At 60.0% G+C, this 22,090-nt stretch carries 17 protein-coding genes; 6 read left to right on the top strand and 11 right to left on the bottom strand.

The features are described from left to right. Nucleotide 1 precedes the first annotated feature (1 nt). The 4 genes from QYQ93_RS12885 to QYQ93_RS12870 all read left to right on the top strand — a co-directional run bounded on the left by QYQ93_RS12885 (nucleotide 2) and on the right by QYQ93_RS12870 (nucleotide 7,441). Nucleotides 2-1,021 carry an ABC transporter permease gene (locus tag QYQ93_RS12885; protein WP_043050291.1) on the top strand — a complete coding sequence of 340 codons (1,020 nt, stop codon included), beginning with the start codon at nucleotides 2-4 and terminating at the stop codon, nucleotides 1,019-1,021. A gap of 1 nt (nucleotide 1,022) precedes the next feature. Continuing rightward, the gene (locus QYQ93_RS12880) at nucleotides 1,023-2,624 is read left to right on the top strand and encodes an ABC transporter ATP-binding protein (protein ID WP_217882876.1); all 1,602 of its coding nucleotides are present in this window, start codon (nucleotides 1,023-1,025) and stop codon (nucleotides 2,622-2,624) included. A 383-nt stretch (nucleotides 2,625-3,007) separates the two neighbouring features. Continuing rightward, nucleotides 3,008-6,496, top strand: coding sequence for a hypothetical protein (locus QYQ93_RS12875; RefSeq protein WP_338477119.1), 3,489 nt, complete (start codon nucleotides 3,008-3,010; stop codon nucleotides 6,494-6,496). Between the two features lie 69 nt (nucleotides 6,497-6,565). Then, on the top strand, nucleotides 6,566-7,441 hold the full coding sequence (locus QYQ93_RS12870; RefSeq protein ID WP_043050294.1) for an AraC family transcriptional regulator: 876 nt from the start codon (nucleotides 6,566-6,568) through the stop codon (nucleotides 7,439-7,441). Here the strand turns inward: QYQ93_RS12870 and QYQ93_RS12865 are convergent. The 3 genes from QYQ93_RS12865 to QYQ93_RS12855 form a co-directional block, all read right to left on the bottom strand. Continuing rightward, entirely contained in the window at nucleotides 7,383-7,970 is a 588-nt protein-coding gene (locus tag QYQ93_RS12865; protein ID WP_043050295.1) for a LysE family translocator, read from the bottom strand. The genes QYQ93_RS12870 and QYQ93_RS12865 overlap by 59 nt on opposite strands. Before the next feature lie 117 nt (nucleotides 7,971-8,087). Next, nucleotides 8,088-8,717, bottom strand: coding sequence for a ribonuclease T2 (locus QYQ93_RS12860; RefSeq protein ID WP_338477118.1), 630 nt, complete (start codon nucleotides 8,715-8,717; stop codon nucleotides 8,088-8,090). A gap of 46 nt (nucleotides 8,718-8,763) precedes the next feature. Continuing rightward, the gene (locus tag QYQ93_RS12855; protein ID WP_338477117.1) at nucleotides 8,764-9,741 is read right to left on the bottom strand and encodes a Gfo/Idh/MocA family oxidoreductase; all 978 of its coding nucleotides are present in this window, start codon (nucleotides 9,739-9,741) and stop codon (nucleotides 8,764-8,766) included. A gap of 128 nt (nucleotides 9,742-9,869) precedes the next feature. On the opposite strand from QYQ93_RS12855, the gene QYQ93_RS12850 reads away from it, so the two are divergent. Continuing rightward, complete coding sequence (locus QYQ93_RS12850; protein ID WP_043050299.1) at nucleotides 9,870-10,232, top strand: NUDIX hydrolase; 363 nt, start codon at nucleotides 9,870-9,872, stop codon at nucleotides 10,230-10,232. Between the two features lie 304 nt (nucleotides 10,233-10,536). On the opposite strand, the gene QYQ93_RS12845 is transcribed toward QYQ93_RS12850, so the two are convergent. Both QYQ93_RS12845 and QYQ93_RS12840 read right to left on the bottom strand, forming a co-directional pair. Beyond that, nucleotides 10,537-10,794 carry a hypothetical protein gene (locus tag QYQ93_RS12845; protein ID WP_217882869.1) on the bottom strand — a complete coding sequence of 86 codons (258 nt, stop codon included), beginning with the start codon at nucleotides 10,792-10,794 and terminating at the stop codon, nucleotides 10,537-10,539. Nucleotides 10,795-10,797: 3 nt separating this feature from the next. Beyond that, nucleotides 10,798-11,244, bottom strand: coding sequence for a GNAT family N-acetyltransferase (locus QYQ93_RS12840; RefSeq protein WP_338477116.1), 447 nt, complete (start codon nucleotides 11,242-11,244; stop codon nucleotides 10,798-10,800). A 216-nt stretch (nucleotides 11,245-11,460) separates the two neighbouring features. Between QYQ93_RS12840 and QYQ93_RS12835 the strand changes: the two genes are divergently transcribed. Next, complete coding sequence (locus QYQ93_RS12835; RefSeq protein WP_338477115.1) at nucleotides 11,461-15,345, top strand: hypothetical protein; 3,885 nt, start codon at nucleotides 11,461-11,463, stop codon at nucleotides 15,343-15,345. Nucleotides 15,346-15,440: 95 nt separating this feature from the next. Here QYQ93_RS12835 and QYQ93_RS12830 read toward each other — a convergent pair whose 3' ends face one another. The 6 genes from QYQ93_RS12830 to QYQ93_RS12805 form a co-directional block, all read right to left on the bottom strand. Next, nucleotides 15,441-15,770, bottom strand: a complete 330-nt coding sequence (locus QYQ93_RS12830; RefSeq protein WP_043051415.1) for a hypothetical protein — start codon at nucleotides 15,768-15,770, stop codon at nucleotides 15,441-15,443. Between the two features lie 120 nt (nucleotides 15,771-15,890). Next, entirely contained in the window at nucleotides 15,891-16,964 is a 1,074-nt protein-coding gene (locus tag QYQ93_RS12825; RefSeq protein WP_043051406.1) for a class I SAM-dependent methyltransferase, read from the bottom strand. A 37-nt stretch (nucleotides 16,965-17,001) separates the two neighbouring features. Beyond that, nucleotides 17,002-18,450, bottom strand: a complete 1,449-nt coding sequence (locus QYQ93_RS12820; protein ID WP_338477114.1) for an adenylosuccinate lyase family protein — start codon at nucleotides 18,448-18,450, stop codon at nucleotides 17,002-17,004. Further along, nucleotides 18,450-19,865, bottom strand: coding sequence for an adenylosuccinate lyase (gene purB / locus QYQ93_RS12815; RefSeq protein WP_338477113.1), 1,416 nt, complete (start codon nucleotides 19,863-19,865; stop codon nucleotides 18,450-18,452). The genes QYQ93_RS12820 and purB overlap by 1 nt, the downstream gene beginning before the upstream one ends. A gap of 30 nt (nucleotides 19,866-19,895) precedes the next feature. Beyond that, the gene (locus tag QYQ93_RS12810) at nucleotides 19,896-20,882 is read right to left on the bottom strand and encodes an HOASN domain-containing protein (protein WP_338477112.1); all 987 of its coding nucleotides are present in this window, start codon (nucleotides 20,880-20,882) and stop codon (nucleotides 19,896-19,898) included. Between the two features lie 40 nt (nucleotides 20,883-20,922). After that, the gene (locus QYQ93_RS12805; protein WP_338477111.1) at nucleotides 20,923-21,918 is read right to left on the bottom strand and encodes an HOASN domain-containing protein; all 996 of its coding nucleotides are present in this window, start codon (nucleotides 21,916-21,918) and stop codon (nucleotides 20,923-20,925) included. Between the last annotated feature and the right edge of the window lie 172 nt (nucleotides 21,919-22,090).

Genomic DNA, 22,090 nt, shown 5'->3' with positions numbered 1-22,090 from the left:
GATGAACCTGTCCCCCCTCAATCGCCGCCGGTTCGAGCGGTTCAAGGCCAACAAGCGTGGCTGGTGGTCGCTGTGGCTGTTCCTGGTCCTGTTCGTGCTGAGCCTGGGCGCCGAGCTGATCGCTAACGACAAACCCCTGGCCGTGCACTTCGACGGCGGCTGGTACTTCCCGGCGCTCAAGCGCTACCCGGAGACCACCTTCGGCGGCGAGTTCCCCCTGGAAGCCAACTACAAGAGCCCGTACATCCAGGAGCTGCTCAAGGCCAAGGACGCCTGGACCCTCTGGGCGCCGATCCCGTTCAGCTACCAGAGCATCAACTACGACCTGAAGGTCCCTGCCCCCGCGCCCCCCTCGAGCGCCAACCTGCTGGGCACCGATGACCAGGGCCGTGATGTGCTGGCGCGAGTGATCTATGGCTTTCGCGTGTCGGTGCTGTTTGCCCTGACCCTGACCGTGCTGAGTTCGATCATCGGTGTGATTGCCGGCGCCTTGCAGGGTTTCTACGGCGGCTGGGTCGACCTGGCGGGGCAGCGCTTTCTGGAGATCTGGTCGGGGTTGCCGGTGCTCTACCTGCTGATCATCCTCGCCAGCTTCGTGCAGCCCAACTTCTGGTGGCTGCTGGGGATCATGCTGCTGTTTTCCTGGATGAGCCTTGTGGATGTGGTGCGCGCCGAGTTCCTGCGCGGGCGCAATCTTGAATACGTGCGCGCAGCACGGGCGCTGGGCATGCAGAACGGCGCGATCATGTTCCGGCATATCCTGCCCAATGCGATGGTCTCGACCATGACCTTCCTGCCCTTCATCCTCACCGGCGCCATTGGCACCCTCACCGCACTGGATTTTCTCGGCTTCGGGCTGCCGGCAGGTTCGCCGTCGCTGGGTGAACTGGTGGCCCAGGGCAAATCCAACCTGCAGGCGCCGTGGCTGGGCATGAGTGCCTTCGCGGTGCTGGCGATCATGTTGAGTTTGCTGGTATTTATCGGCGAGTCCGCTCGCGATGCGTTCGACCCGAGGAAATGAGATGACTCAGGACAATCTGCTCGAAATCCGCGACCTGAGTGTCGAGTTCGTCACGGGCGAGCATCACCATCGCGTGGTCAATCACGTCAGCTTCGACATCAAGCGTGGCGAAACCCTGGCGTTGGTAGGTGAAAGCGGATCCGGCAAATCAGTGACAGCCCATTCGATCCTGCGCCTGCTGCCCTATCCATTGGCAAGGCACCCCTCCGGCACCATCGAATATGCCGGGCAAGACCTGCTGACCCTGAAAGAAAAAACCCTGCGGCATATTCGCGGCAACCGTATCGCAATGATCTTCCAGGAGCCGATGACCTCGTTGAATCCGCTGCATTGCATCGAGAAGCAGATCAACGAAGTGCTCGGCCTGCACAAGGGCCTTACCGGCAAGGTCGCCACCCAGCGCACCCTGGAACTGCTGGAGCTGGTGGGCATTCCCGAGCCGCACAAGCGCCTCAAGGCCCTGCCCCACGAACTGTCCGGCGGCCAGCGCCAGCGGGTGATGATCGCCATGGCCCTGGCCAACGAGCCGGAACTGCTGATTGCCGATGAGCCGACCACGGCCCTCGACGTCACCGTGCAGTTGAAGATCCTCGAACTACTAAAGGAGTTGCAGGCCCGCCTGGGCATGGCACTGCTGCTGATCAGCCACGACCTCAACCTGGTGCGACGCATCGCCCACCGCGTGTGCGTGATGCAACAGGGCTGCATCGTCGAGCAGGCCGATTGCGAGACGCTGTTCCAGTCACCCCAGCATCCCTACACCCAGGAGTTGCTGGCGGCGGAGCCCAGCGGTGGGCCGGCCAACAACGCAGTGGGCCCAGCGCTGCTGGAAGTCGACGACCTGAAAGTCTGGTTTCCGATCAAGAAAGGTTTCTTGCGCAACACCGTCGACTACGTCAAGGCCGTGGACGGGATCAACTTCAGCCTGCCCCAAGGGCAGACCCTGGGCATTGTAGGTGAAAGCGGCTCGGGCAAATCCACCCTGGGTCTGGCCATCTTGCGTTTGATCGGCAGCCAAGGCGGTATTCGCTTCGAAGGCCAGCAACTGGACAAGCTCACCCAGCAACAGGTGCGCCCATTGCGCCGGGAAATGCAGGTGGTGTTCCAGGACCCGTTCGGCAGCCTGAGCCCGCGCATGTGCGTCAGCGAGATCGTCGGCGAGGGCTTGCGCATCCACAAGATGGGCACGCCTGCCGAGCAGGAAGCGGCGATCATCGCGGCGCTCAAGGAGGTGGGCCTGGACCCCGAGTCCCGCCATCGATACCCCCACGAATTCTCCGGCGGCCAGCGCCAGCGCATCGCCATCGCCCGCGCCCTGGTGCTCAAGCCGCGGCTGATCCTGCTCGACGAACCCACCTCGGCCCTGGACCGTACGGTACAACGCCAGGTGGTGGAATTGCTGCGCGGCCTGCAGGCCAAGTACAACCTGACCTACCTGTTTATCAGCCATGACCTGGCGGTGGTGAAGGCGCTGAGTCACCAGTTGATGGTGGTCAAGCAAGGTCAGGTGGTGGAACAGGGCGACGCGCAAAATATTTTTGCTGATCCGCAGCACGCCTACACCCGACAGTTGCTCAAGGCAGCCTTCCTGGTACCTGCCTGACGGAACGCGGGGCGGAATATGGCAGTAGCCTGCTCTTATGTGGGAGGGGGCTTGCCCTAATGCCAGTCAGTTAAGCGGTCATCGCCTTCTGTAGGAGCGAGCTTGCTCGCGAAAAACGTCAACGATAACGCGTGTTTGCTGAATGAACGCGGCGCCTGTAAGTTTTTCGCGAGCAAGCTCGCTCCTACAAAAAAGCTTTAACAGACTGGCATTAGGGCTTGCCCCCGTCAGCTGGACACTCAGCGGCTGCCAGGCCGCCCCAAGCCGCGATGACGGGCAGCCCTGGGTGATACAAGCCACGGCCTTACCGGAACCCCCTGCTACTGAGGCGCCGACCGTTCATGTGAACATCCGGGTTTACATTCAAATCCGGAACCGCACTCATGGAAGATTTTCGCACTCTCGCCCTGACCTGGGACGCCTTGCCCAGCGATACCGCCTTGCCGGTCACCCTCAAACCTACCGCCACCTTTGTGAGCGAACGCCAGGCCCTGCGCGTGGAGGGTGACCGCAACCTGATAGAGCAGTTGACCACCGTGCTTGCCATTGCGGCGAGCCAGGCCCTGGCACCACCTTCCCAGCCGCTGACGATTGCCGCTGGCTCATTGCTGGGCCAATGGAGTGCAGCCTTCGGCAAAGCCATCAACGGCAAGGCGTTCAGGGCCTGGGTCGACGCCCAGGAAGGTATTGATCACCAGAGCCTGCGAGTGCACAACAGCACCCTGAGTGCCACCGTGGGCGGTCAGCACAGGGGCTTCAAGCTGGCCGACGCGTCCGGTTGGTGGGCGCACGCCAACCCGATTATTTTCATCAGCCAGTTGATCGACCCGATGGAACTGGGCATGCCCCCTATCGACCCGCAATCGCCGACGACCGCCCTGACACTGCCGTTGAACCTGGCGCTGGCCTTCCATGGCTTGCCGATGCCGGCTAACCACTTGCAAGCGCGAACGATTGTCGAAGAACTGGAGACGTTGGGCGGCTTCCCCGGGTTTGACGACAACGGCCGCAGCAAGTCGATGATCTACGCTGAATTGACCGAGCAGGCCAGGGACCTCCAGCAACTGGCCGATGCGCTGGCCGTTCTTACCCAGGACAGCGAGGCATTTTCAGCCCTGGATATTTACCGTACCCGCCTGCACCTGGGATCCGATTCGCGGCTGGCCAGGACCTTAAAGGACGTCGCGGGCCTGCTGCAGGCGATCATGGATGAAAACGATCTGAGCGCATCCACGGACACATCGACCTCCCTGTACTTCGACTGCCAGCGCCGACAACTGGCGGTGCCCACACCGGGCAACGAGCAAGAGTTGGGCTTCCATATCCCGACCCATCGCGATGCGCGCTGGGACAAGCTGGTGGTATTCGGCAACCAACTGGGCATCAATCTTTACCCGGACCCCAGCCTCAGCATCGCCGCCGCCTTGCAGGCCTACTCCCTCGAGCGGCCCTGGAGCGTATCGGCTATCAACGCGCTGGTCAGGCGTTTGCGCCAACAACCCGCCCCGACAGTACCGGTAGTGCTCAATGCCAGGCGGTCGTTCGCCGAGCTGTACCGTTACCAGCAATTTGTCGGCCTGTTGAACGACCGTCACATATTGCGCACCGCGTTGGCCAAGGTCATCGACACCGGCACATTACAAGGGGCAGAAGGCCTCGAGATACCGTTCAACGGTGACCCGGATGCGCTCCAGGCCACCGTGAATAAAGCCTATGGGCAATTGCGCGTGCTGACCGACGACCCCGCCTTCGTGGCCCTGCGTCTTCGCGAACGCATTGATCCTGCCAGCCCAGTGGTACTGAGCGCCGCGGGCAGCCTCGGCGCCTCCGACCTGGACGGCAACTGGACATCCCTGACCGATGCCGTACTGGAGCAACCCAGGCTGGCGGCGCTGGTCAGCCAACTTCAGGAAGTGGCCGCCAAGACCGGTGGCTACCTGCGCACCGACACCACCGTCACCCTCGCCCAGGCGTTGAAACTATACCAATTCAGTTTGCCACGCTCATTGGAAGAAGCCCGCGTCACCCTGCAGCGCCTGGAAGTCAGCCAACCTCTGGCCGTCAGCGATCGTGCCTGGTGGCGGGCGCTGAAACCGTCGACCGGCTGGCAGCCGACGGCGTGGCAGTTGTCGAGGCTGGAACGCCAGCAGATCTTGAGCATCAGCCAAGCCTTCATGGCCGACAGGGACGGCCTGCTGTTTGAAGCACTGGGTGGAACCGGCCTGGCCGGTAAGTCGGTGGCCGACGTGCGCGCCGAAGCGGACTTCCTCCTGGTGCGCTTGCTGGCGTCCCCCCTGGCCCAGCAACTGGGCGAGAATCTCGCGAACACCTTGCACTGGCATGGAGGCCATGCGAGTGAGCGCACCGAGAGTGGCAGTCGCAACGCGCTGATCCTGGCGGCATTGATCTTGAGCCTGGATCCCGAGCCGCACGTGCACCCCACCCGTATCAGCCACATCGACTGGCACGATGCCTACTATTGGGGTGAATCCGTGTCTTTCGTCCGCCACCAGATTGAAGTCAGCTTGCACCAGCTCAGCGCACCGGTCGCCGCCCTCGCCGCCCACCTGCTGCTGTGCGCAAAAGGCCCGCACTTGCTGGTTCGCGACATCCCCGAATCCACCCCTTGCCTGAGTTCACAGGCCTGGGTGCTGTTCCGTCAGTACGTGAGTTATATGGAAAAGGTCGTGACAGGATCGTCCCGTCAGTTGAGCTACTCGCAGATCATGACCCTGGCCTACCTGAATCCGGAAGGTGGCTGGAAAAGCTTCCTGGCCAGCACCGAAGCGGCCGGCCCGATCCTGGACTGGGCCGAGGCCAACGGCGTACTGCCGAGCGAGAAACGCAGCGGTACGCAAGCGTTGAACAGCGCAAGCCAGGCGCTCAACTTCCAACGCGCACGCCTGGCCTCAACGCTGCAGGCGTTTGCCCAGCCCATCGTCACGTTGCGCCAGACCGCCCTGGAGGATCTGCGCAAGGTCTACCCTGACAATGTGTTGCTCGAGACGCGCGTGTTGATGTGGCTGCCGCAAGACTCGCCATTTTCCGAAGAGGGGCGCTTTGAGGATGTGCATACCGGCCCTAAGTATTCCTTCGTCGACCTGCACATGGCCGGCGCCCTGGACACCACCTCCAGCCGTTGGCATTCCTCGAACCCGGCGATCAAATACCGGGAAATGGCTAAGCACTTTCATCTGCTGGGGCGGATCAATACAGTATTTGCCATCGCCTTTGACCTCAAACTCCAACAGTTAAAGGCCGCTTATGGAGAGTCCATTCGTTATTGGCTGTCGCACCTGACTCTGCCGCGCCGTGAAGCCTTGGAATATGGCCGCGTACAGTTTTTCAGCGTGAATCGACGGCGACCAGGCACCCCCAGCGAGGTGGGTCGGCTGGGCGTGTTGGTGTATGTCACGTACTTTAGCAACCTGGACTTCTACGAACTCTTCCCCAAGCAGTTACTGATTCGGCCACGACGTGACTTGGATTACATCCAGGTCATGCAAGCGGTCGACAGCGCCAGCCACTCTGCCTGGATGCGCTTCGACTGGCCGGCGTATGCACGCGGAGCCGCACCTGTCGAGGTCGCCTTGACGCCGGTCGATACTGACCTGCGGCTCAACAAACTTGGTCATGAACTGCCCAGTGTGGACGACGTTCCCGCACCCGACAGCCTCGGTCGGCGGGTGCCCTCTACCCTGGATTCACCGCGCAGTTATGCACTCACGCGGGTCATTGTCGAACAACACCTGCTGCACGACAGCCAGGCCTTGCGTCAACAAGCCAGGTTGCCGATCAGCCTGCAGGCCGCCGCGAGCGGCAGCGACCCCTGGGCCGACTACCTGCGCGGCCTGGCGCTTGAACATCGCTGAGGCTTGAACAATCCCGGGTTTTGTATAAGGCTGCTTGCTCACTTGATCGACACCCGGGAGCGCCTGCCCATGACCGCCGCTACAGCACCGCTTTTCTGGCGTGATGAACGCTTGCCGTTCATCGAGGCGCGGACCATCGCCGACGGTCGCAAGGTCACTTACACCCGGCATGCCCACGAGCATTTTTCCATTGGCGCGATCACCACCGGGCGCAGTTATTACCACTACGGCGCCCAGACCTTCGAGATCAGCGCCGGCACGGTGGTGCTGATGAACCCGGGCGATGTGCATGCATGCAACCCAATTTATGACCAGCCCTGGTCCTATCACATGCTGTACCTCGACACGCCGTGGCTGACCGACCTGCAATACCAGCTGGGTTTCAGCACCGAGCAGGGTTACCGACCTTTCGATACGCCCCATACCCGTGACCCGCAGCTGTATCTCGGCTTGCTGGACCTGTACCGGATACTGCTGGACGAACAGGCCGATCTGCTGCAAAAACAGAGCGCGCTGGTGAGCTATTTTACCGAGGTGCAACAGCGCCTGAATCCGTCGCTGACGCCAGTGCGTGAGGTCAACCACAAGCTGGAACGCGCCGCCGACTACATCCGCACCCATTGTACCCAGGCGTTGAAGCTCGAAGACATTTGCCTGGCGGCCGAGCTGTCGCCGTCCTATCTGATCCGCGCATTCAAACAGTATTACGGGTTGACGCCCCACGCGTTCATGGTCAACCGACGCATCCAGTTTGCCCGCAGCCAATTGCGCAATGGAGCACTGATTGCCGACGTCGCCCTGGCCGCGGGCTTTGCCGACCAGGCCCATTTCCAGCGCACCTTCAAACAGCACTTCGCCGCCACGCCGGGGCAGTACCGCGAAAACCTCAAGCCATCAGCAAATAACCCACACTGGCCACCAGCAACGCGGCCATTGAGCGGTTGAACAGGCGCACGCCCTGGGGGTTGCTCAAGTAGCGGCGCAAAAATGTCCCGGCATACGCCCAGCACGCCACCGACAGGTAGCAGATCACCAGGTACAGCGCCGCAAACAACCACACCTGCCCAGCGTCGCCATCAGCCGCAAACAACCCCATGCCTGCCACACAGGCCAGCCAGGCCTTCGGGTTGAGCCACTGCATGATTGCGCCGTACAACATCGACGGCGCGGTTGCAGTACCGTCGGCGTCCAAGCGACCATCGTCCACCGCCAGCTTCCAGGCCATGTACAGCAGAAAGGCGATCCCACCCCACTGGATCAGTTGGGTCAGGATCGGCCAGCGCACCAGCACTTCATGCAGGCCCAGGCCGATCAGCACCAGCAACAAGGTGAAGCCGACAGCGGCGCCGAACACATGCTTCTGGCTGGCGGCGAAGCCAAAGCGCGCGCCACTGCTCAGGGCCACGACATTGACTGGCCCAGGGGTGATGGAAGTGGCCAGGGCAAAGGCGGCCATGGAAATGATCAAGCTCATTGCAGTTCCTTCTTGTGATGCCAAACGAGGTTGAGATCACGGTAACGCCCGGAACGCTCAAGGTATTGAACAAAATGCCCCTTTGCCCTGCTCCCTGCCCAGTGCTCGAATTGGCATTCAGCGCTGGGTTGGAATACGAATATCACCGTCTCGGCACTGGCTTTTCACGCTGCGCGGGCAACCGGCAAACGCCAGGTCTTTGGTCAGGCACACACGCACCTCCGAGAGCACCTTGCCTTTGCAGATCACCGCCAGCCCGTGGTTGCCCATGCGTGGGTTGCTCTCGCGAAACAGCGCCTCGATCTCCTGTGCCGGCAGCGATGGCGGTGTATTGAACGGCTGCAGCTGTTGCGGGATAACCACCACGCCAAGTGCCGTGTCGGTCCTTTGCAGATACTCCAGCGGCTCGAGCCCGCTGCAGGTGCCATGCTTGGCCCACTCATGCTTGAGCAACGCACGGGTCGGAAACAGCGCCGCGCCCTTGTCCATCTCCTCGTCACTCAGGCGCGACTGCGGCGCACACGAGGCCGGCCAACCACCCCGTGCGTATTGCGGCCACAAGCCGTGCAGCACAAAGCCATAGCCCTTGCCCGAACACTGCTCATTGCCTGGGTGCGTCAGGCAGAACGTCGGCGACCACGACAGTGACAGCACATAAAAATCAAACTCCCCCGCGTGCCCTTGGTTGCGCGAAGCCGCCGTTGCACCTGTAGCGATCAGCAGCCACAGCACCATCCAGTATTTCATCCCGGTATTCCTTTGAAAAAAATGAAGCCTCACGCTATTGCAACGGCTAGGGATGCTGGGAGTAACGCTGTAACACCTTGTCCAGGATGATATCGGTCTTCAACGCCTCGATCGCCAGCGACGGATGCTCGGCCTCCCCGCGGATATGGGCGTTCATGTTCAGTACGTGGTGCCACTGGATATGGGCATGGCATGGCACCTCCAATACTTCGGTGGTCTCACCTTCAAGGCGTAGTGGCTGGTCCTCGAACACTGAGAACTGGATGCGACCCTGGCTACCGATCAACTCGACACGATCCTCACGGCGGTCCGCCACGAAGTTCCAGCAGCCCATGCCCAACGCACCGCTGGCAAAGGTCCAGCAGGCGGTCACCGCATCTTCTGCTGCATAGCGTCCGGCCTGTCGCGCGGTGTAGCCCGAGACCTCGACAATATCGCCAGCCAGGTATTGGAAAAGATCGAAGCCATGGCTGGCCAGGTCAGCGAAATAGCCGCCACCGGCAATCGCAGGATCAGTGCGCCAATTGGCGGCGTTGCTGTCAGCGGCAGCGGCCGGCTTGCACAGAGTCCAGGTTAAATGGCGCAATGCACCGATACGGCCTTCCTGTAACCAGGTGCGCACTTGCTGGAAGCGCGGCAACGAGCGCCGGTAGTAGGAAACAAACAGATGCAGCCCGGCCCGTTCGAAGGTGCGCTGCATCAACGCACTCTGTTCGGCATTCAGCGACATGGGTTTTTCGACGCAACAATGCTTGCCCGCCGCCGCCACCATCAGGGCGTACTCAAGGTGACTGTCGGGCGGTGTGGCGATGTAGACGGCGTCCACCTCAGGGTCATTGATCAGTGCCTGGGCGTCGGTATAGAAACGGGCAATACCGTGCCGCGCCGCATAATCGCGCACTGCATCCAGACGCCGCCCCATCACCGCCACCAGTGCCGAACCTGGCGCTTTATAGAAAGCCGGTCCACTCTTCAACTCAGTGACATTGCCACAGCCGATCATGCCCCAGCGTATGGTCTTCATTGAATGTCCTCGCTCGTATTCGTCAAACCGGAAGTATCCACATACCGGCCCCGGCACGCCACAACCACTTAGCATGACAATTGCATTACACTTTTATGACATTGATCGCACTGTGGGAGGTACAGGCATTGAAAATACGTGCAACGGTCATTTGCGCACATGAGGAGCATATTCTCTTCGTGCGCAAGGCCCGGTCCAAATGGGCGTTGCCAGGCGGCAAGGTCGAGTCCGACGAGCGCCCGGTCGGCGCAGCGGAACGCGAGTTGGAAGAAGAAACCGGATTAAACGTGGACAGCTTGCTGTATTTACAGGAACTCAAGACCCGCGACACCCTGCACCATGTGTTCGAGGCCTCGGTGGTGAATATCGACCAGGCACGCCCCTGCAATGAGATCGTGGACTGTCAGTGGTATGCCTACGGTGCCCTGGACGAACTGGACACCACCGATGCCACCCGCCACATCGTAAAATCCTTCCTGCGTCGTCTCTGACGCCAGATGAAATATTCTGAAATTCGACCCCCAAGGTCAAATCGCAGGCAAAAAAAATCCCAAGTAGCTGATGGAAACTTGGGATTTAAAAATGCATAAACCGTGGGAGGTGAACGCCCGGCTATAGTAGCGACTGTAAAAACCTGTAACAACAATATTTTAATCCTTTCGTCGGATTACATATTGCGTAAGTCATTCAATAACCACATGTTTTTTAAGGTAACGAATAATACGAGTGCCACTTTTTGGTGCAAGTAGCGCAAATATTCCTGAAACAATTCCACTTATAAAAGAGGGTTATTAATCAATCTGACGGTGCCCGCTTGAATAACTGCTCGCTCAGTTGCGCGCACGTTCGACGAAGCTCCTCGTTACGGGTAGAGGTCGCCCCAGCGACCCGTTCCAGATGACGACACAGCGCAAGGCGTTCGGCGGTCTCTTCACGCTGGCGGTCTGCCTTGGCGTTGATTTGAACGAAATAGAACCCCAATAACACCGCGACACACAGCACGCCAACCGCGAGATAACGCAAGCTGTTGGACGCCGGCGGCGGCGCATTCATGGCCTACCCCGCCCTGCCCTTTTCATAACGAACGTCGTCGCCCTCGACACGGCCCACGACGGACCAGCCCAGGCGCTGGTAGAAGCCATTGGCGCGGATGTCATCGCGCCCGTCGGTGACCAGGTACAGCCTGTCGTGGTGTTCAAACAATGCCGCCTCGGCCAACGCCATCAACTGGCGCCCTAGCCCAAGGTTTTCATGGGTGGGCAACACGAACATCGCGAACACTTCGCCTTCGGCCAGGTCAACCATGGAAAAACCGACCGCCTGGCCATCGACTTCCGCGATCCAGGCGCAGGGCGCCGCACTCAGGGTATCGACCAGTACCTGTGGGGTAATGCCAAGTTCGGCCATCTGCTCAAGGCTCAGATGGTTTTGCACAACCGCGGTGCGGATAGCGCACAGCGTGTCAACGTCATCGGCTGTTGCCGCTCGAATAAGCACTTGCATACAGGCCTCCATGAAGAAGTGCGTGATTGTATGCAAATACTGACTTAGGGTTTGTCGTGGATTTGTAAGCATCTCTCTGGCAACGCCGTGACTTCAAAGTACAAGGCCGTTACCACTCGTCGCCACTGTCAATTCTCACAGCTAGACGCCCATCCTTTTCAAGCGTCTGATTTCCTTGTTCCACAGCCGTCCAGGCCGCAACCAGGGAGTTCAGTCATGTCCAAGTTACCAGCGCCCGATAAACATTTTCCGGTTGTGCAAAGCCCATCCGCCCCCCGCAATGATCTCGACCCACCGATCTACTCCAACCCGGTGCTCAACGTGGTGGGGGCTGACAGGGGCCTGGGCGTGCGGCATCTCGATACTTACCTATATGTAACCATTATGCGCTGGACTAATTTGCAAGCGGGTGATACTTGCGAGTACTTCCACGGCAGCCGTACGCTGCGCCTGGGATTTCACACCGTCAAACCAGAGGAAACAGGCAAAAGTTTTTTTCAACTGGCCATCAACGAGGAAAGTGTACCACGGGGTCTATCCTCTCCTGTGTTCGTACGTTTGGTGCGCAACGGCCCTGGCACGCCGAGTACATCAGATGACCTGACTGTCTTCGTCAAGGACACACGACCTGGCCTGGATGAACAGCCCGGGTTGGGTTACCACGACAAATTGCTGCTCAGCTTGCCGGACGACCTGGCAGCGCCCGGCGCAGTCTTGACACCGGAGCGCGCCGCCCAGGGCGTAGTGTTCACGCTCGATTACCCCGGTAAACGTGTGCGCGATAAGATTCTTTTGTATTGGGACACGATCACGCAGGTGGTGGTTTTCGAACTCGATGACGACCACGCCAGCGGGGCAAAGCCGATTGAAGTGGAAGTTCCGGCAAGTGTCATCGGCACCGGCAGCGGCCTCATACCGATACGCTATCAGGTGCTCGATGAAGTGGAAAACCGCTCCGGGCATGTCGAGCATTTTTCTCAGGCCGTGCATGTACAGGCCGAGCTTGACCCAAGCCTGCTCAGGCGGGCGCGTTTCCTTGTCGGCACTACCTCGGTCACCTCGGTCAACTATGATCAGGATGCCGGGAAGTTCTTTGCAGTTCAGGTTGTCACGCCTTTTCAGCTGCCGGATGGCCGTTTTGTCCCTGCGAATGCTCGCGTCATTGCGACCTTGGGCGGTACTCGCGTCGACGAGTCAACGTTTGAACTCGACCTGCCCGATCAGGGCGCGGACCCGGGTTGGCCGACTTCGTTTCCTGTCGATGACGGCATCATCAAACAATTGATCCAAGGCTCGATGAAGATCACCTGGCGGCTTGAGTTCCCGCTGGGCACCGTACTGGCCAAATCCCAATCCCTGACAATCCTGATCTCCGGCACGATTGCGGACATGCCGGCAGTCACGGTGGTGCAGGCCGATGCCGGCTTGATTGACCCCAACGAGCCTTTCATCACCATTAACTATCCGAACCCGGCCTATACGCCCTACGACCCTGACAGCCTGGTCAGGCTGCGGATGGAGGCCGTTCTACCGGGTGGCGGGCTCGTTGATTACGAACAACCCCATATCGCAGGCGCCCCACCACCGCCCACCCGTTTTCGTACCGTGACACAAGCCAACTTCACCCGATTTATCGGTTTGGGCGATGTACGGGTTTTCTACACGGTAGACGACGGCCTCATGCGGGCATTGGGTACAGGGACGCAGGCCATTCGCGAGTCAGAACCGACGTATGTGCGGTTCGGCGAGCGTATCGCCGAAATGCCAAGGCCGGAAATCGACCGGGTCGATGAGAACCACAACCTGGACCCAGATGACTTGCTTGGCCAGCTCGATATCACGCTGCCCTACGCTATGACCTTCGATGGCGACGTCTTTGCATGGCGCCTGTCAGGGACCGCTGCGGACGGTAGCACCCATGGGGACATCCGTCTGAATCGCGCCACCGCGGGAGCCCCCGTCCCCTTTTCGCTGTGCCGACACTACGCCGACACCAACCTGGGCGGCGTGATTCGCTTGAGCTATTCACTGATCCCCGCCAATGGTGGGCGCACCCTGCGCTCGGAAATACTCGAGGTGACTGTCGGCAAGGCGCTTGGCGACTTGCCTCGCCCGGAAGTCCTCGAAGCGTCCAAAGCCCCCGACCAATTGGCACCGGAAGCGGTCACCGCCGGTGCGACCATTCGAGTCACCCTCCCGCAAATGCTGCCCACCGACCGTATTCGAGCGTGCTGGACAGGCATACCCGACATCGGCAGCCACTGTGAGACCAAGGACGGCGACACCAGGAAGACCGTGGACTTTACCGTCCCGCCACAAGTGGTGGGCGCCAATATTGCGCCATTTGGCCAACGGATCAACGTGCAATACTTCCTCATACGTAACGGACGAGAAACGCCTTCTCCAATACTCGACCTGTTGCTGCTCAACCTCACCACCTTGCCGATCCCGACCATCGAAGGGATCGGGGATACGCCGGTGCTCGACACTTCCAGGCTGAATGGGACCGAGCGCACGATGATCAATATCTGGCACTTCATCCATCGGGCCCAGCGCATGTGGATGGAGTACAGCGGCACCTATGACACCGTTCCAGAGACGCCATACTTCGAGGCCACCTACACCAACAACCTGGTGACCCAAGAAGGCGAAGCCAGTGGAATCCAGCCACCGACCCCCGTGGACGAACTGCGCAAGCTCAAGGATGGAACGCCATTGACCATCCGTTTCTGGGTTTGCTTTGACCGCAGTTTCAACAAGGCCAATGCGGTGTTGTTCCGCGAGCGCCACTACATCGTACAAGGTCTGCCGGGAGTATTGCCTCATCCGTTGATCAATGGCACTACCGATACCGGGCCGAATGTGACGGTGGATCCGCTGCCGATTGAGCACAATACGACGGTGACTGTTCGCTACACCGGTATGAGTGGTCGAGATCGCATCACGTTTTGCTGGTATTTTGATGACGGCACCTGCCATTCTGTGATCGAGAGTGGGCTGGACGGCGGTACGGTGGTATTCAACCTGACCTCGGCCAAGGTCTTGCATCGTAGTGTGAACAGTACGGTGTGCTTGAAGTATTCGGTGGAGCGTGAGGGCGTTGATGAGCCGATTCCGTCAGAAGTGCAGACGGTGAAGGTCAATACAATACTTCCTGCCGATTTGCCGCAGCCACGAATCAACAATATTGCTCCTGGCGGTACGTTGGATCTGGAAACTTTTACCGGTAATGGCGTGTGTTCAGTCAATAAGTGGCCTTTGAGCGCGGTCGGACACCGTATATGGATAACCTGCGTCAGTGCCGGAGTGGCGCCGCTGCATGTACTCACGGCCGATGGTGCTCTGGTCAGCCCAACAGAAGCCGCTAACGGGTTAGCAAATAAGCCGGTACTGCGTAGTTGGCTCAATGAGCTGCCTAATAATTCTCAGATAATAGTCACAGTAGAAATTAAATTTAACGGCAGCTCAGATAAAATAAACTCAGTCCAATTCCCATCAACTACCTACACAGTCATACGCCCAGCATTATCGATAGACAAAACACCTATGCGGTTGAAAAATCTTCAAGTAATACAGAATTATGGCTGGCCTGTTCATCCGTACGCTCCGTCGACTAGACGTGCTGAGGGTGGAGTACCTCCATACACGTATAGTTCGAGTAACAGCCGATTTGCCCAGGTTTCCGAAACAGCTGGGGCCGTCATCGGAATCGCAAACGGCAACGCTATCATCACAGCCACTGACGCCACCGGCGAACAAGTAAGTTACCCTGTTACGGTTGAGAACATCTATCGGCTTCAGGTCAATAACACATTTATGGATCCAGTAGCTGCGAGGAATTGGATTGCTAGCGTCGGTGGTATCACATCACCAAATGATGGCGCATTAGTCGGATCACTTGTTAGTCGTTTAACATATCCCGGCCGCGACTTGTTCAACTCTCAAACTGGCTATAATAACGGCATTTACTGGGCCCACAACTCTCTCTATCCTCAATACATACTAAGTATAGCTATGACTACCCAAGGATGGATTGGAGGAGCAAACGTAGGCTATACCGACACCCTACGACTGAGAGCGATGGCAATCATATTAACTTAAAATGAAAAAGGGACGGATCTATTAATGGATCCGTTCCTGCTTCTTATAAAATCAAACTCAACCCCAAGAATTCCTGTCTACAGTTCTGGGCATTGTTATTTACGCGCCACCTTATACCGCAAACAATCCTGATAAAAGCTCTTGCGAATCGCCTCCGGCTTAAGCCGTGAACGACTGTCATAGGTCTGTTCGGTAATGCCCATGGCCATCATGTGCATCCACGATTTGTTGAACTTGATGCTTTGGATCTTCTGCCGAGCGGCGTACAGCGACACCCCGGAGAGCTTGAGTTCCTGGGCCCTGGCAGCAGTGCCCGCGCCCCAGCTGCACATGTACTTGTCGCCCTCGCGCAATTCCCGGGCCTGCACGGCCGCCGCGCCGCCGGCCAGGGAGCAGGCAATCAGCATCATTCCCACAGTGCGCATTTGCATCCTCGGCTAACCACCTGAAAATAAAAGCGATTTTGGCGAGGATTTGTTTACAAAGGGGCCACTAAATTGCCTTACTCAGCGAACTTCAGGCAGCCGTCGCAGGCATGGCCCAGGTCAGGGCTTGAGTTCGAATAACGCCGGCATCGGCGGCCACTCCGAAGGCACCTTGCGGAAGTGGCTGAACCCGGCGGCTTGCGCCATCTGGCGGGCACGCTTCTCACCCATGAACGCCCCCAGCCCTGCCCCGCCATGGGACAGCGAACAGGTCATGCAATAGAGGGTGCTCTGCGGGTACATCACCCGGCCGAACAGGTTCATGTTCTCGTGCAGCTCCTCGGACAGGTTGAGTTCGACCATCAGGTAGGTGCCGTCTGCGGCCGTGGCTGCGCGCAGGTCCTTGAGCATTTGCTGGGGGTCGGTGGCGTCGTGGATCACCACGAAGGTGGTCACGAAGTCGAATTGCTGGCCGCGCAGCGCATCGGAATCGTTCACTTCGAACTGCACACGGTCGCCCACGCCCGCCGCCTCGGCGTTGGCCCGCGCCAACTCGATGGAGGGCAAGTGGAAGTCGCAGCCGACAATCCGCGCCTCGGGGTAGGCCTTGGCCATGGTGATCGCCGCCAGACCGGCGCCGCAGCCGAAGTCAAGGACACTGCCGCCGGTCTTGAGCTTCTCTTCGACGCCGTCCAGGGAAGGGATCCAGTGCTGCACCAGATAGTGTTTGTACCAAGGCATGGTCATGCGCTCCATGCCTTTCCAGGTCTCCAGCGGGAACGCCTCTTCGGCGCAGCCGCCACCATTGCGGAACGCTTCGATGACCTTGGGTGCCATGCTCACGAACGGCACGCTCAACTGGATGATGCCGCCGGCGAAATACGGCGAGTCTTCATCGGCGAGCACCGGCACGAACTCCGCGGGCATCTGGTAACGGCGGGTGGGCGCGTCGTAGGTCACATAGCTGCCGGTGACCATGCTGCCCAGCCATTCACGCAGGTAGCGGGCGTTATAGCCGGTCTTCTGCGCCAGCTCCTCCAGGGTCACCGCCTCGCCGTCGGCCAGGGCCTTGAACAAGCCGAGCTGGTCGCCGATATAGAGCATGGCGCCACGCAGGGTGTTGCCGTAGTCCTCCATGATGCGCGCCGAAAACTGTTGCACCTTGGCTTTATCAACTGCCGTAACGTTTGACATGTGTCGCTCCTTGATAAGTCTGTTGGGTGATCACTGCTTAGCGGGCCGCCAGTTTGGACAGCACGTTGTCGACGATGCGGTCGGACATGCCCAGGTGGGTCCTGGGCTCGAACAGCCGAGCCAGTGCGCCGGTGTCCATGGCGGCGACCACCCGCGCATCGGCCTCGATGGCGGTGCGGATCGACACATGATTGCGCTGGCTCGCCTGGGACACTTCGAAGATGATTTCGTAGGCGCTGCTCTTGCCCAGCTTGCGCGCCATTTCGAACACCACCGCTTCGGTGCAGATGGCATCGCCGTAGGCGTGGGCGGTACATTCCATCTTCTGCACGTTCACAGTGAGCCCGTCGATGGTGTCGGTGAGGATCGACAGCGCCATCAGCGCATAGTGGGAAACGTCTGCGACCGCACACCACTCCAGGCGGGTGCCGCGGTAATCGCGCTCGTGTTCAAGAATCATCGCGTCCAGCGCGAGCATGACCTGGGCCTTGGCCAGCCGCGCCAGCACCACCACCTGCTCGCAGCCTTCCGGGTTGCGTTTGTGCGGCATGGTGCTGCTGCCGATCTGCTGATCGCTCCAGCCCACTTCCACTTCAGCGATTTCCCAGCGATTGAGCGTACGGATCTCATCGGCCACCCGAGCCAACGAGGCCGTGACCATCGCCAGGGTGCTGACAAACTCCGCGACCCGGTCACGGGACACGTGCCAGCCGGTCAAGGGCACCTGCAATGACAAGCGCTCGGCAAAACGCTCCAGCATCGGTATCGCCTCCGGACCGAACGCCGCCATGGTGCCGACCCCGCCGAACAGTTGCACCACCAGCACGCGCTGGCGTGCCTCGGCCAGGCGCTGGCGATGGCGCAGCAGCTCGTCGATCCAGCCGGCGACCTTCAGCCCGAAAGTGGTCGGCAACGCCGGGATCGAATGGGTCCTGGCGACCATCAGCGAGTCACGGTGTGTATCGGCCAGCGTCGACAGTTTGCCCAGCAAGGTTTCCAGGGCCTGGTCCATGGCGTCGAGGACGTCGCGCATTTCCAGGGACTGGGCGGTGTCCTGGATGTCCTGGGTGGTAGCACCGTAATGCACGTATTCACGGGCATTCGGGCTGCAGTTCTTTTGCAGGGCGCTGAGCAATGGCATCAGCGAATGACCGGTGGCCGCCACGCCCTCGGCCAGTTGGCGCACATTGATGCCCGACAGCAACGCGGCTTTTTCGATGTCCAGGGCCGCCTCACGCGGGATGATATTGACATCGGCCTGGGCCATGGCCAGTGCGGCTTCCACATCCAGCCAGCGTTGCAGGCGGCAATGGCTGCAAAAGATCTTGCGGCTCTGCGGGCCGGCATAGCCTGAACCGTGGGTTTTCGAGTCGAGGATGTGGCTGTGTTCATGCCGGCACTGTTCACCGTCATGACCCAGGCCCGGGTGTTCCGAACGTGCGGTGCAAGACGCACGGGCTGCCATTTCCAACGTTTGCGCATCCATCACATACCCTCCATTGCGTACTGGGACTGACCGGTATTGCCTTGGGTTTCTACCCCTTCAAGACGGGGTATCGCTTTATTCGCCACCAGGTCGACCATGTCTGCCGCCAGCCCGGTGTAGGCCGCCGGGTCAAGCAGGTCGTCCAGCACTTGGCGACTGAAACAGCCGTGCAGGCGCGGGTCGCCGAGCAGGGCTTCGCGAAAAGGACGACCCTCGACCTGGGCCCGCTGGGCTATTTCGTGGACCAGTTGATGAGCCGTCTGCTTGCCGAACCGTGGCGCCAGCACGAGCATGATGCGCTCCGACAGGATCAGCCCGCCGAGCATGTCGAGGTTGCTGCGCATGCGCGTTTCGCGCACGTCCAACCCGGCCAGCAGCACACCCTCCATACGGGCGAGCAAGGCACCGGCGTAGATAAACAGCTCCGGCAAGGCGGCCCATTCAATACGCCATGTGGTGCCGTCGCGCTCGTGCAACTGGAATGCCGCATCGGTCAGGGCAAGCATCTGCGCGCGTACCAGCCGCGAAAGTGCACTGATCAGATCCACCGTCGATGGGTTCTGCTTGTGGGGCATGGTGCTGCTTCCCACCTGCCCTGCCCGGCGGCCTTCACGCACTTCATCGATCTCGGTGCGCTGCAGATGGTAGATCTCATTGGCGACGCGGCCCAGGGTCGCCGACGTCTGGACCAGCAGCCACGCCGCCTCCAGAATGCGGTCACGGGCGCTGTGCCAACTGCTCAGCGGTGCCCCCAGGCCGAGACTTTCCAGGGTGCGGCGCTGCACCTCCAAACCCTGCGGGCCAAGCGCCGCCAGGGTGCCCACGGCGCCGGTCAGGTTGCCCACCATGACCCGGGCATACGCCTCGTCAAAGCGCTCGAGGTGGCGATCGATCTCATCGACCCACACCGCGACCTTGTAGCCAAACGTGGTGGGCAATGCTTGTTGCCCATGGGTGCGGGCGACCATCGGCGTGTGCTTATGTCGCAGGGCGAGCGTGAGCAAATGCCCACGGATCGCGTGCAAGCGCTGCAACACCAGGCCCCAGGCATCGCGCACTTGCAGGATCAGCCCAGTGTCGAGGATGTCCTGGGTGGTCACGCCGTAATGCACGTACTCACCCCAGCCATCGGCACACAAGGCTTCCAGGGCACGAAGCGTCGGCACCAGGATATGCCCGGTCTCCATGCTCTGGCGCCCCAGGGCGTCGAGATCCAGCAGCTCCACACTGGCCACCCGGGCGATTTCCCGTGCAGCCTCTTGTGGAATGATGCCCATCTGCGCCTGGGTCGCCGCCAGCGCTGTTTCTACATCGAGCCACTTCTGCACCTGATTGGCATCAGAGAAGATCGCGGCAAATTCCGGGGACGAGTAAGCGCCCCCGTGGATACGGGATTCAGTGATATGACTCGGCATGTCGGGTTACTCGCGTTGTCCTAAGGAGGGCTACTTCACGCGCTGCATTGCTTCCCAGACCGCGTCGTAATAGGCCCGCTCCAGCCGGAAGTGCTCGGCCAGGGACGTGAGGAATGCATTTTGGAAACCCAGGCCCGGGATACGCCGTGCAATCAGTGCCCATTCACGCTTGGCCCGTGGAGGCACCAGGCTGATATGCACTTCGTAGTACTCCGCGTCGTCCTGGCTCAAGCCCGCATTGCGCAAGGCGTTGTACAACTTGCCGTGGTTGCCGGGCACCACCAGCTCGGTGATGTAGAACACCGCCAGGCCCCAGCCGACATCGGGGTTGCGGAAACAGCGGGCACGGTTGTTCAGGTAGGCGATTTCCTCGGGCATCGTCGAGATGGCTTCGAAATCCGCAGTCAGACCTATGGCGGCCAGAAGCTTGGCCAATAGCCGGGGATGGGAGCGCTGTTCGTCCTCTTCGCCCAGCTCGCCGTAGAGATAACGGCCAAGGGCGGCCGCCTCGTCAACATCGGTCAGGTTGACCAACAGATCGGCGGCATCCCGGTACAGCCGGTAGGTGCGGAACCACTGGTGGCGCAGGAACACCTGCAGTTGCTCGCGGGACGCCTTGCCCTCGAACACATACTGCGACATCGGGTGGTTTTCCCGTGACTGCGCAGCAATCTGCTCTTCCAGGCGTTGCTGGAACGCGGCCTCGGACAACGGCGAGGCCAGGTCCGCAGACGGCATGAAACGCTCTTGCACGCTATAGATGGCATTGGCCAGCCAGCGTCGGGTCGAGGCGGTGGCGACGTCATCGCTCAGCGACAGGATGTACAGCAATTGCTGGCACTGCGCCGCGTTCGCGGCATCGCCGCGCTGGCCAGACTCACACAGGGCACGCAGCATATTGGCGGCAATTTCGATGCGATTGAATGTCGCATCCGGCTTCAGCGCTTCTGCCAACAGGCGGGCTTCGGCGGTGTGGATATTCTGCAATTGCGGCTGCGAGAAATTACGTGGGCTCATCATGTGCTCCATTATTGTTGTTCTGGGATCGCTGGATGGTTCAGGCGGGCAAGCGCTGTGCCTGCATCTGCTGCCACAAGCTGTCGAAATAGGCCTTGTTGATTTCGAAGTGACGCTTGAGCGCGCGCATGAACGTGCGCTGAAAGCCCTCATCGCCGGCGAACTTGGCAATCAGCGCCCACATTTCCTCGGTGTCGATCTCATCCTGGGTGCCGTGCAGGCGGTGGAATTCGCTGGGCTGCTCTGGAACGTCGAGGCGCTGCAACAGCTCGTAGATGCGCCGGTGGTTGACGCAACTGACAGACTCCACCGCATAGAGCAGCGCAAGGCCCCAGGCGACATCGGTGTGGCGCACGCAGCGAATGCGATTATTCAGGTAGGCTTTTTCCAGGGGATGCAACGCAGGAAAATCGATGGCCAGCGGAATATCGAAATACTCCATCAGATGGGCCAGCATCGCCGGGTGCGAACGCTGCGGAGTCTCGGCCCCCGCTTCACCGTAAAGGTTGCGGTAGAACACCGAGGCATCCTCGATGGCCTCGAAGCGAAACGCCAGCTCGGCCAGCAGGCTGTAGAAGTTGTATGAGCGGGTCCAGTGGTGTTCCAGGAAGAAACGTACGTCTTGCACAGGCGGCGTACCTTGGAACAGGTGCACCGACATGGGGTGGTTGACCCGGCTGCGAGCGGCGATTTCAGCGTCAACCAACTGTCGGAACTCATCCACCGGCAACGCGGTGAAGCCCGGCCGGTCGGTGGCGAACTCATCTTCGACGCGGTAGACCTCACTGGCCATCCAACGGCGGGTCGGCTCAGTACGTGGATCGCCCGGAATGTGCAGCTGCAGCAGGGCTGCCTGGTAGTGGGCGTAGGCATCGGCATCCCCCGACAAGCCTTGCCGGGTCAGCGCGAGCAGTGCTTCCAGCGCGCGGGTGACCTGGGCGTAATGGGCGCCGGGTTCCAGGGCATTGACCATCAGCGTCGAGGCCGTGGTGAACAGATCGGAATTCGGGCGTTGTTGCAGGGCAGCAGTATCCATTGATAACCCCTTGATTCTTGTTTTTGTGATTTGGCGTACTCGAAGAAAAGGCTAAAGGTTCCTCTAGTGGCAAGGTCAATACCTGTAGGAAATTTCTTTTCGATGGTCATTTTCCTTATGTGTGGAGATCAAAATGTGGGAGGGGGCTGCTCCCGATGGCGGTGGGTCAATG

It is taken from the genome of Pseudomonas khavaziana, from assembly GCF_036704165.1.
GTDB classification, from domain to species: Bacteria; Pseudomonadota; Gammaproteobacteria; order Pseudomonadales; family Pseudomonadaceae; genus Aquipseudomonas; species Aquipseudomonas khavaziana.
The sequence above is the reverse complement of the archived record's forward strand: the minus strand, read 5'-3'. Positions and strand labels throughout refer to the sequence as shown.

Coding starts and splice junctions, on each gene's coding strand:
- QYQ93_RS12885 (WP_043050291.1), top strand. CDS start 2: ATGAACCTGTCCCCCCTCAATCGCCGCCGGTTCGAGCGGTTCAAGGCC.
- QYQ93_RS12880 (WP_217882876.1), top strand. CDS start 1,023: ATGACTCAGGACAATCTGCTCGAAATCCGCGACCTGAGTGTCGAGTTC.
- QYQ93_RS12875 (WP_338477119.1), top strand. CDS start 3,008: ATGGAAGATTTTCGCACTCTCGCCCTGACCTGGGACGCCTTGCCCAGC.
- QYQ93_RS12870 (WP_043050294.1), top strand. CDS start 6,566: ATGACCGCCGCTACAGCACCGCTTTTCTGGCGTGATGAACGCTTGCCG.
- QYQ93_RS12865 (WP_043050295.1), bottom strand. CDS start 7,970: ATGAGCTTGATCATTTCCATGGCCGCCTTTGCCCTGGCCACTTCCATC.
- QYQ93_RS12860 (WP_338477118.1), bottom strand. CDS start 8,717: ATGAAATACTGGATGGTGCTGTGGCTGCTGATCGCTACAGGTGCAACG.
- QYQ93_RS12855 (WP_338477117.1), bottom strand. CDS start 9,741: ATGAAGACCATACGCTGGGGCATGATCGGCTGTGGCAATGTCACTGAG.
- QYQ93_RS12845 (WP_217882869.1), bottom strand. CDS start 10,794: ATGAATGCGCCGCCGCCGGCGTCCAACAGCTTGCGTTATCTCGCGGTT.
- QYQ93_RS12840 (WP_338477116.1), bottom strand. CDS start 11,244: ATGCAAGTGCTTATTCGAGCGGCAACAGCCGATGACGTTGACACGCTG.
- QYQ93_RS12835 (WP_338477115.1), top strand. CDS start 11,461: ATGTCCAAGTTACCAGCGCCCGATAAACATTTTCCGGTTGTGCAAAGC.
- QYQ93_RS12830 (WP_043051415.1), bottom strand. CDS start 15,770: ATGCGCACTGTGGGAATGATGCTGATTGCCTGCTCCCTGGCCGGCGGC.
- QYQ93_RS12825 (WP_043051406.1), bottom strand. CDS start 16,964: ATGTCAAACGTTACGGCAGTTGATAAAGCCAAGGTGCAACAGTTTTCG.
- QYQ93_RS12820 (WP_338477114.1), bottom strand. CDS start 18,450: ATGGATGCGCAAACGTTGGAAATGGCAGCCCGTGCGTCTTGCACCGCA.
- purB (WP_338477113.1), bottom strand. CDS start 19,865: ATGCCGAGTCATATCACTGAATCCCGTATCCACGGGGGCGCTTACTCG.
- QYQ93_RS12810 (WP_338477112.1), bottom strand. CDS start 20,882: ATGAGCCCACGTAATTTCTCGCAGCCGCAATTGCAGAATATCCACACC.
- QYQ93_RS12805 (WP_338477111.1), bottom strand. CDS start 21,918: ATGGATACTGCTGCCCTGCAACAACGCCCGAATTCCGATCTGTTCACC.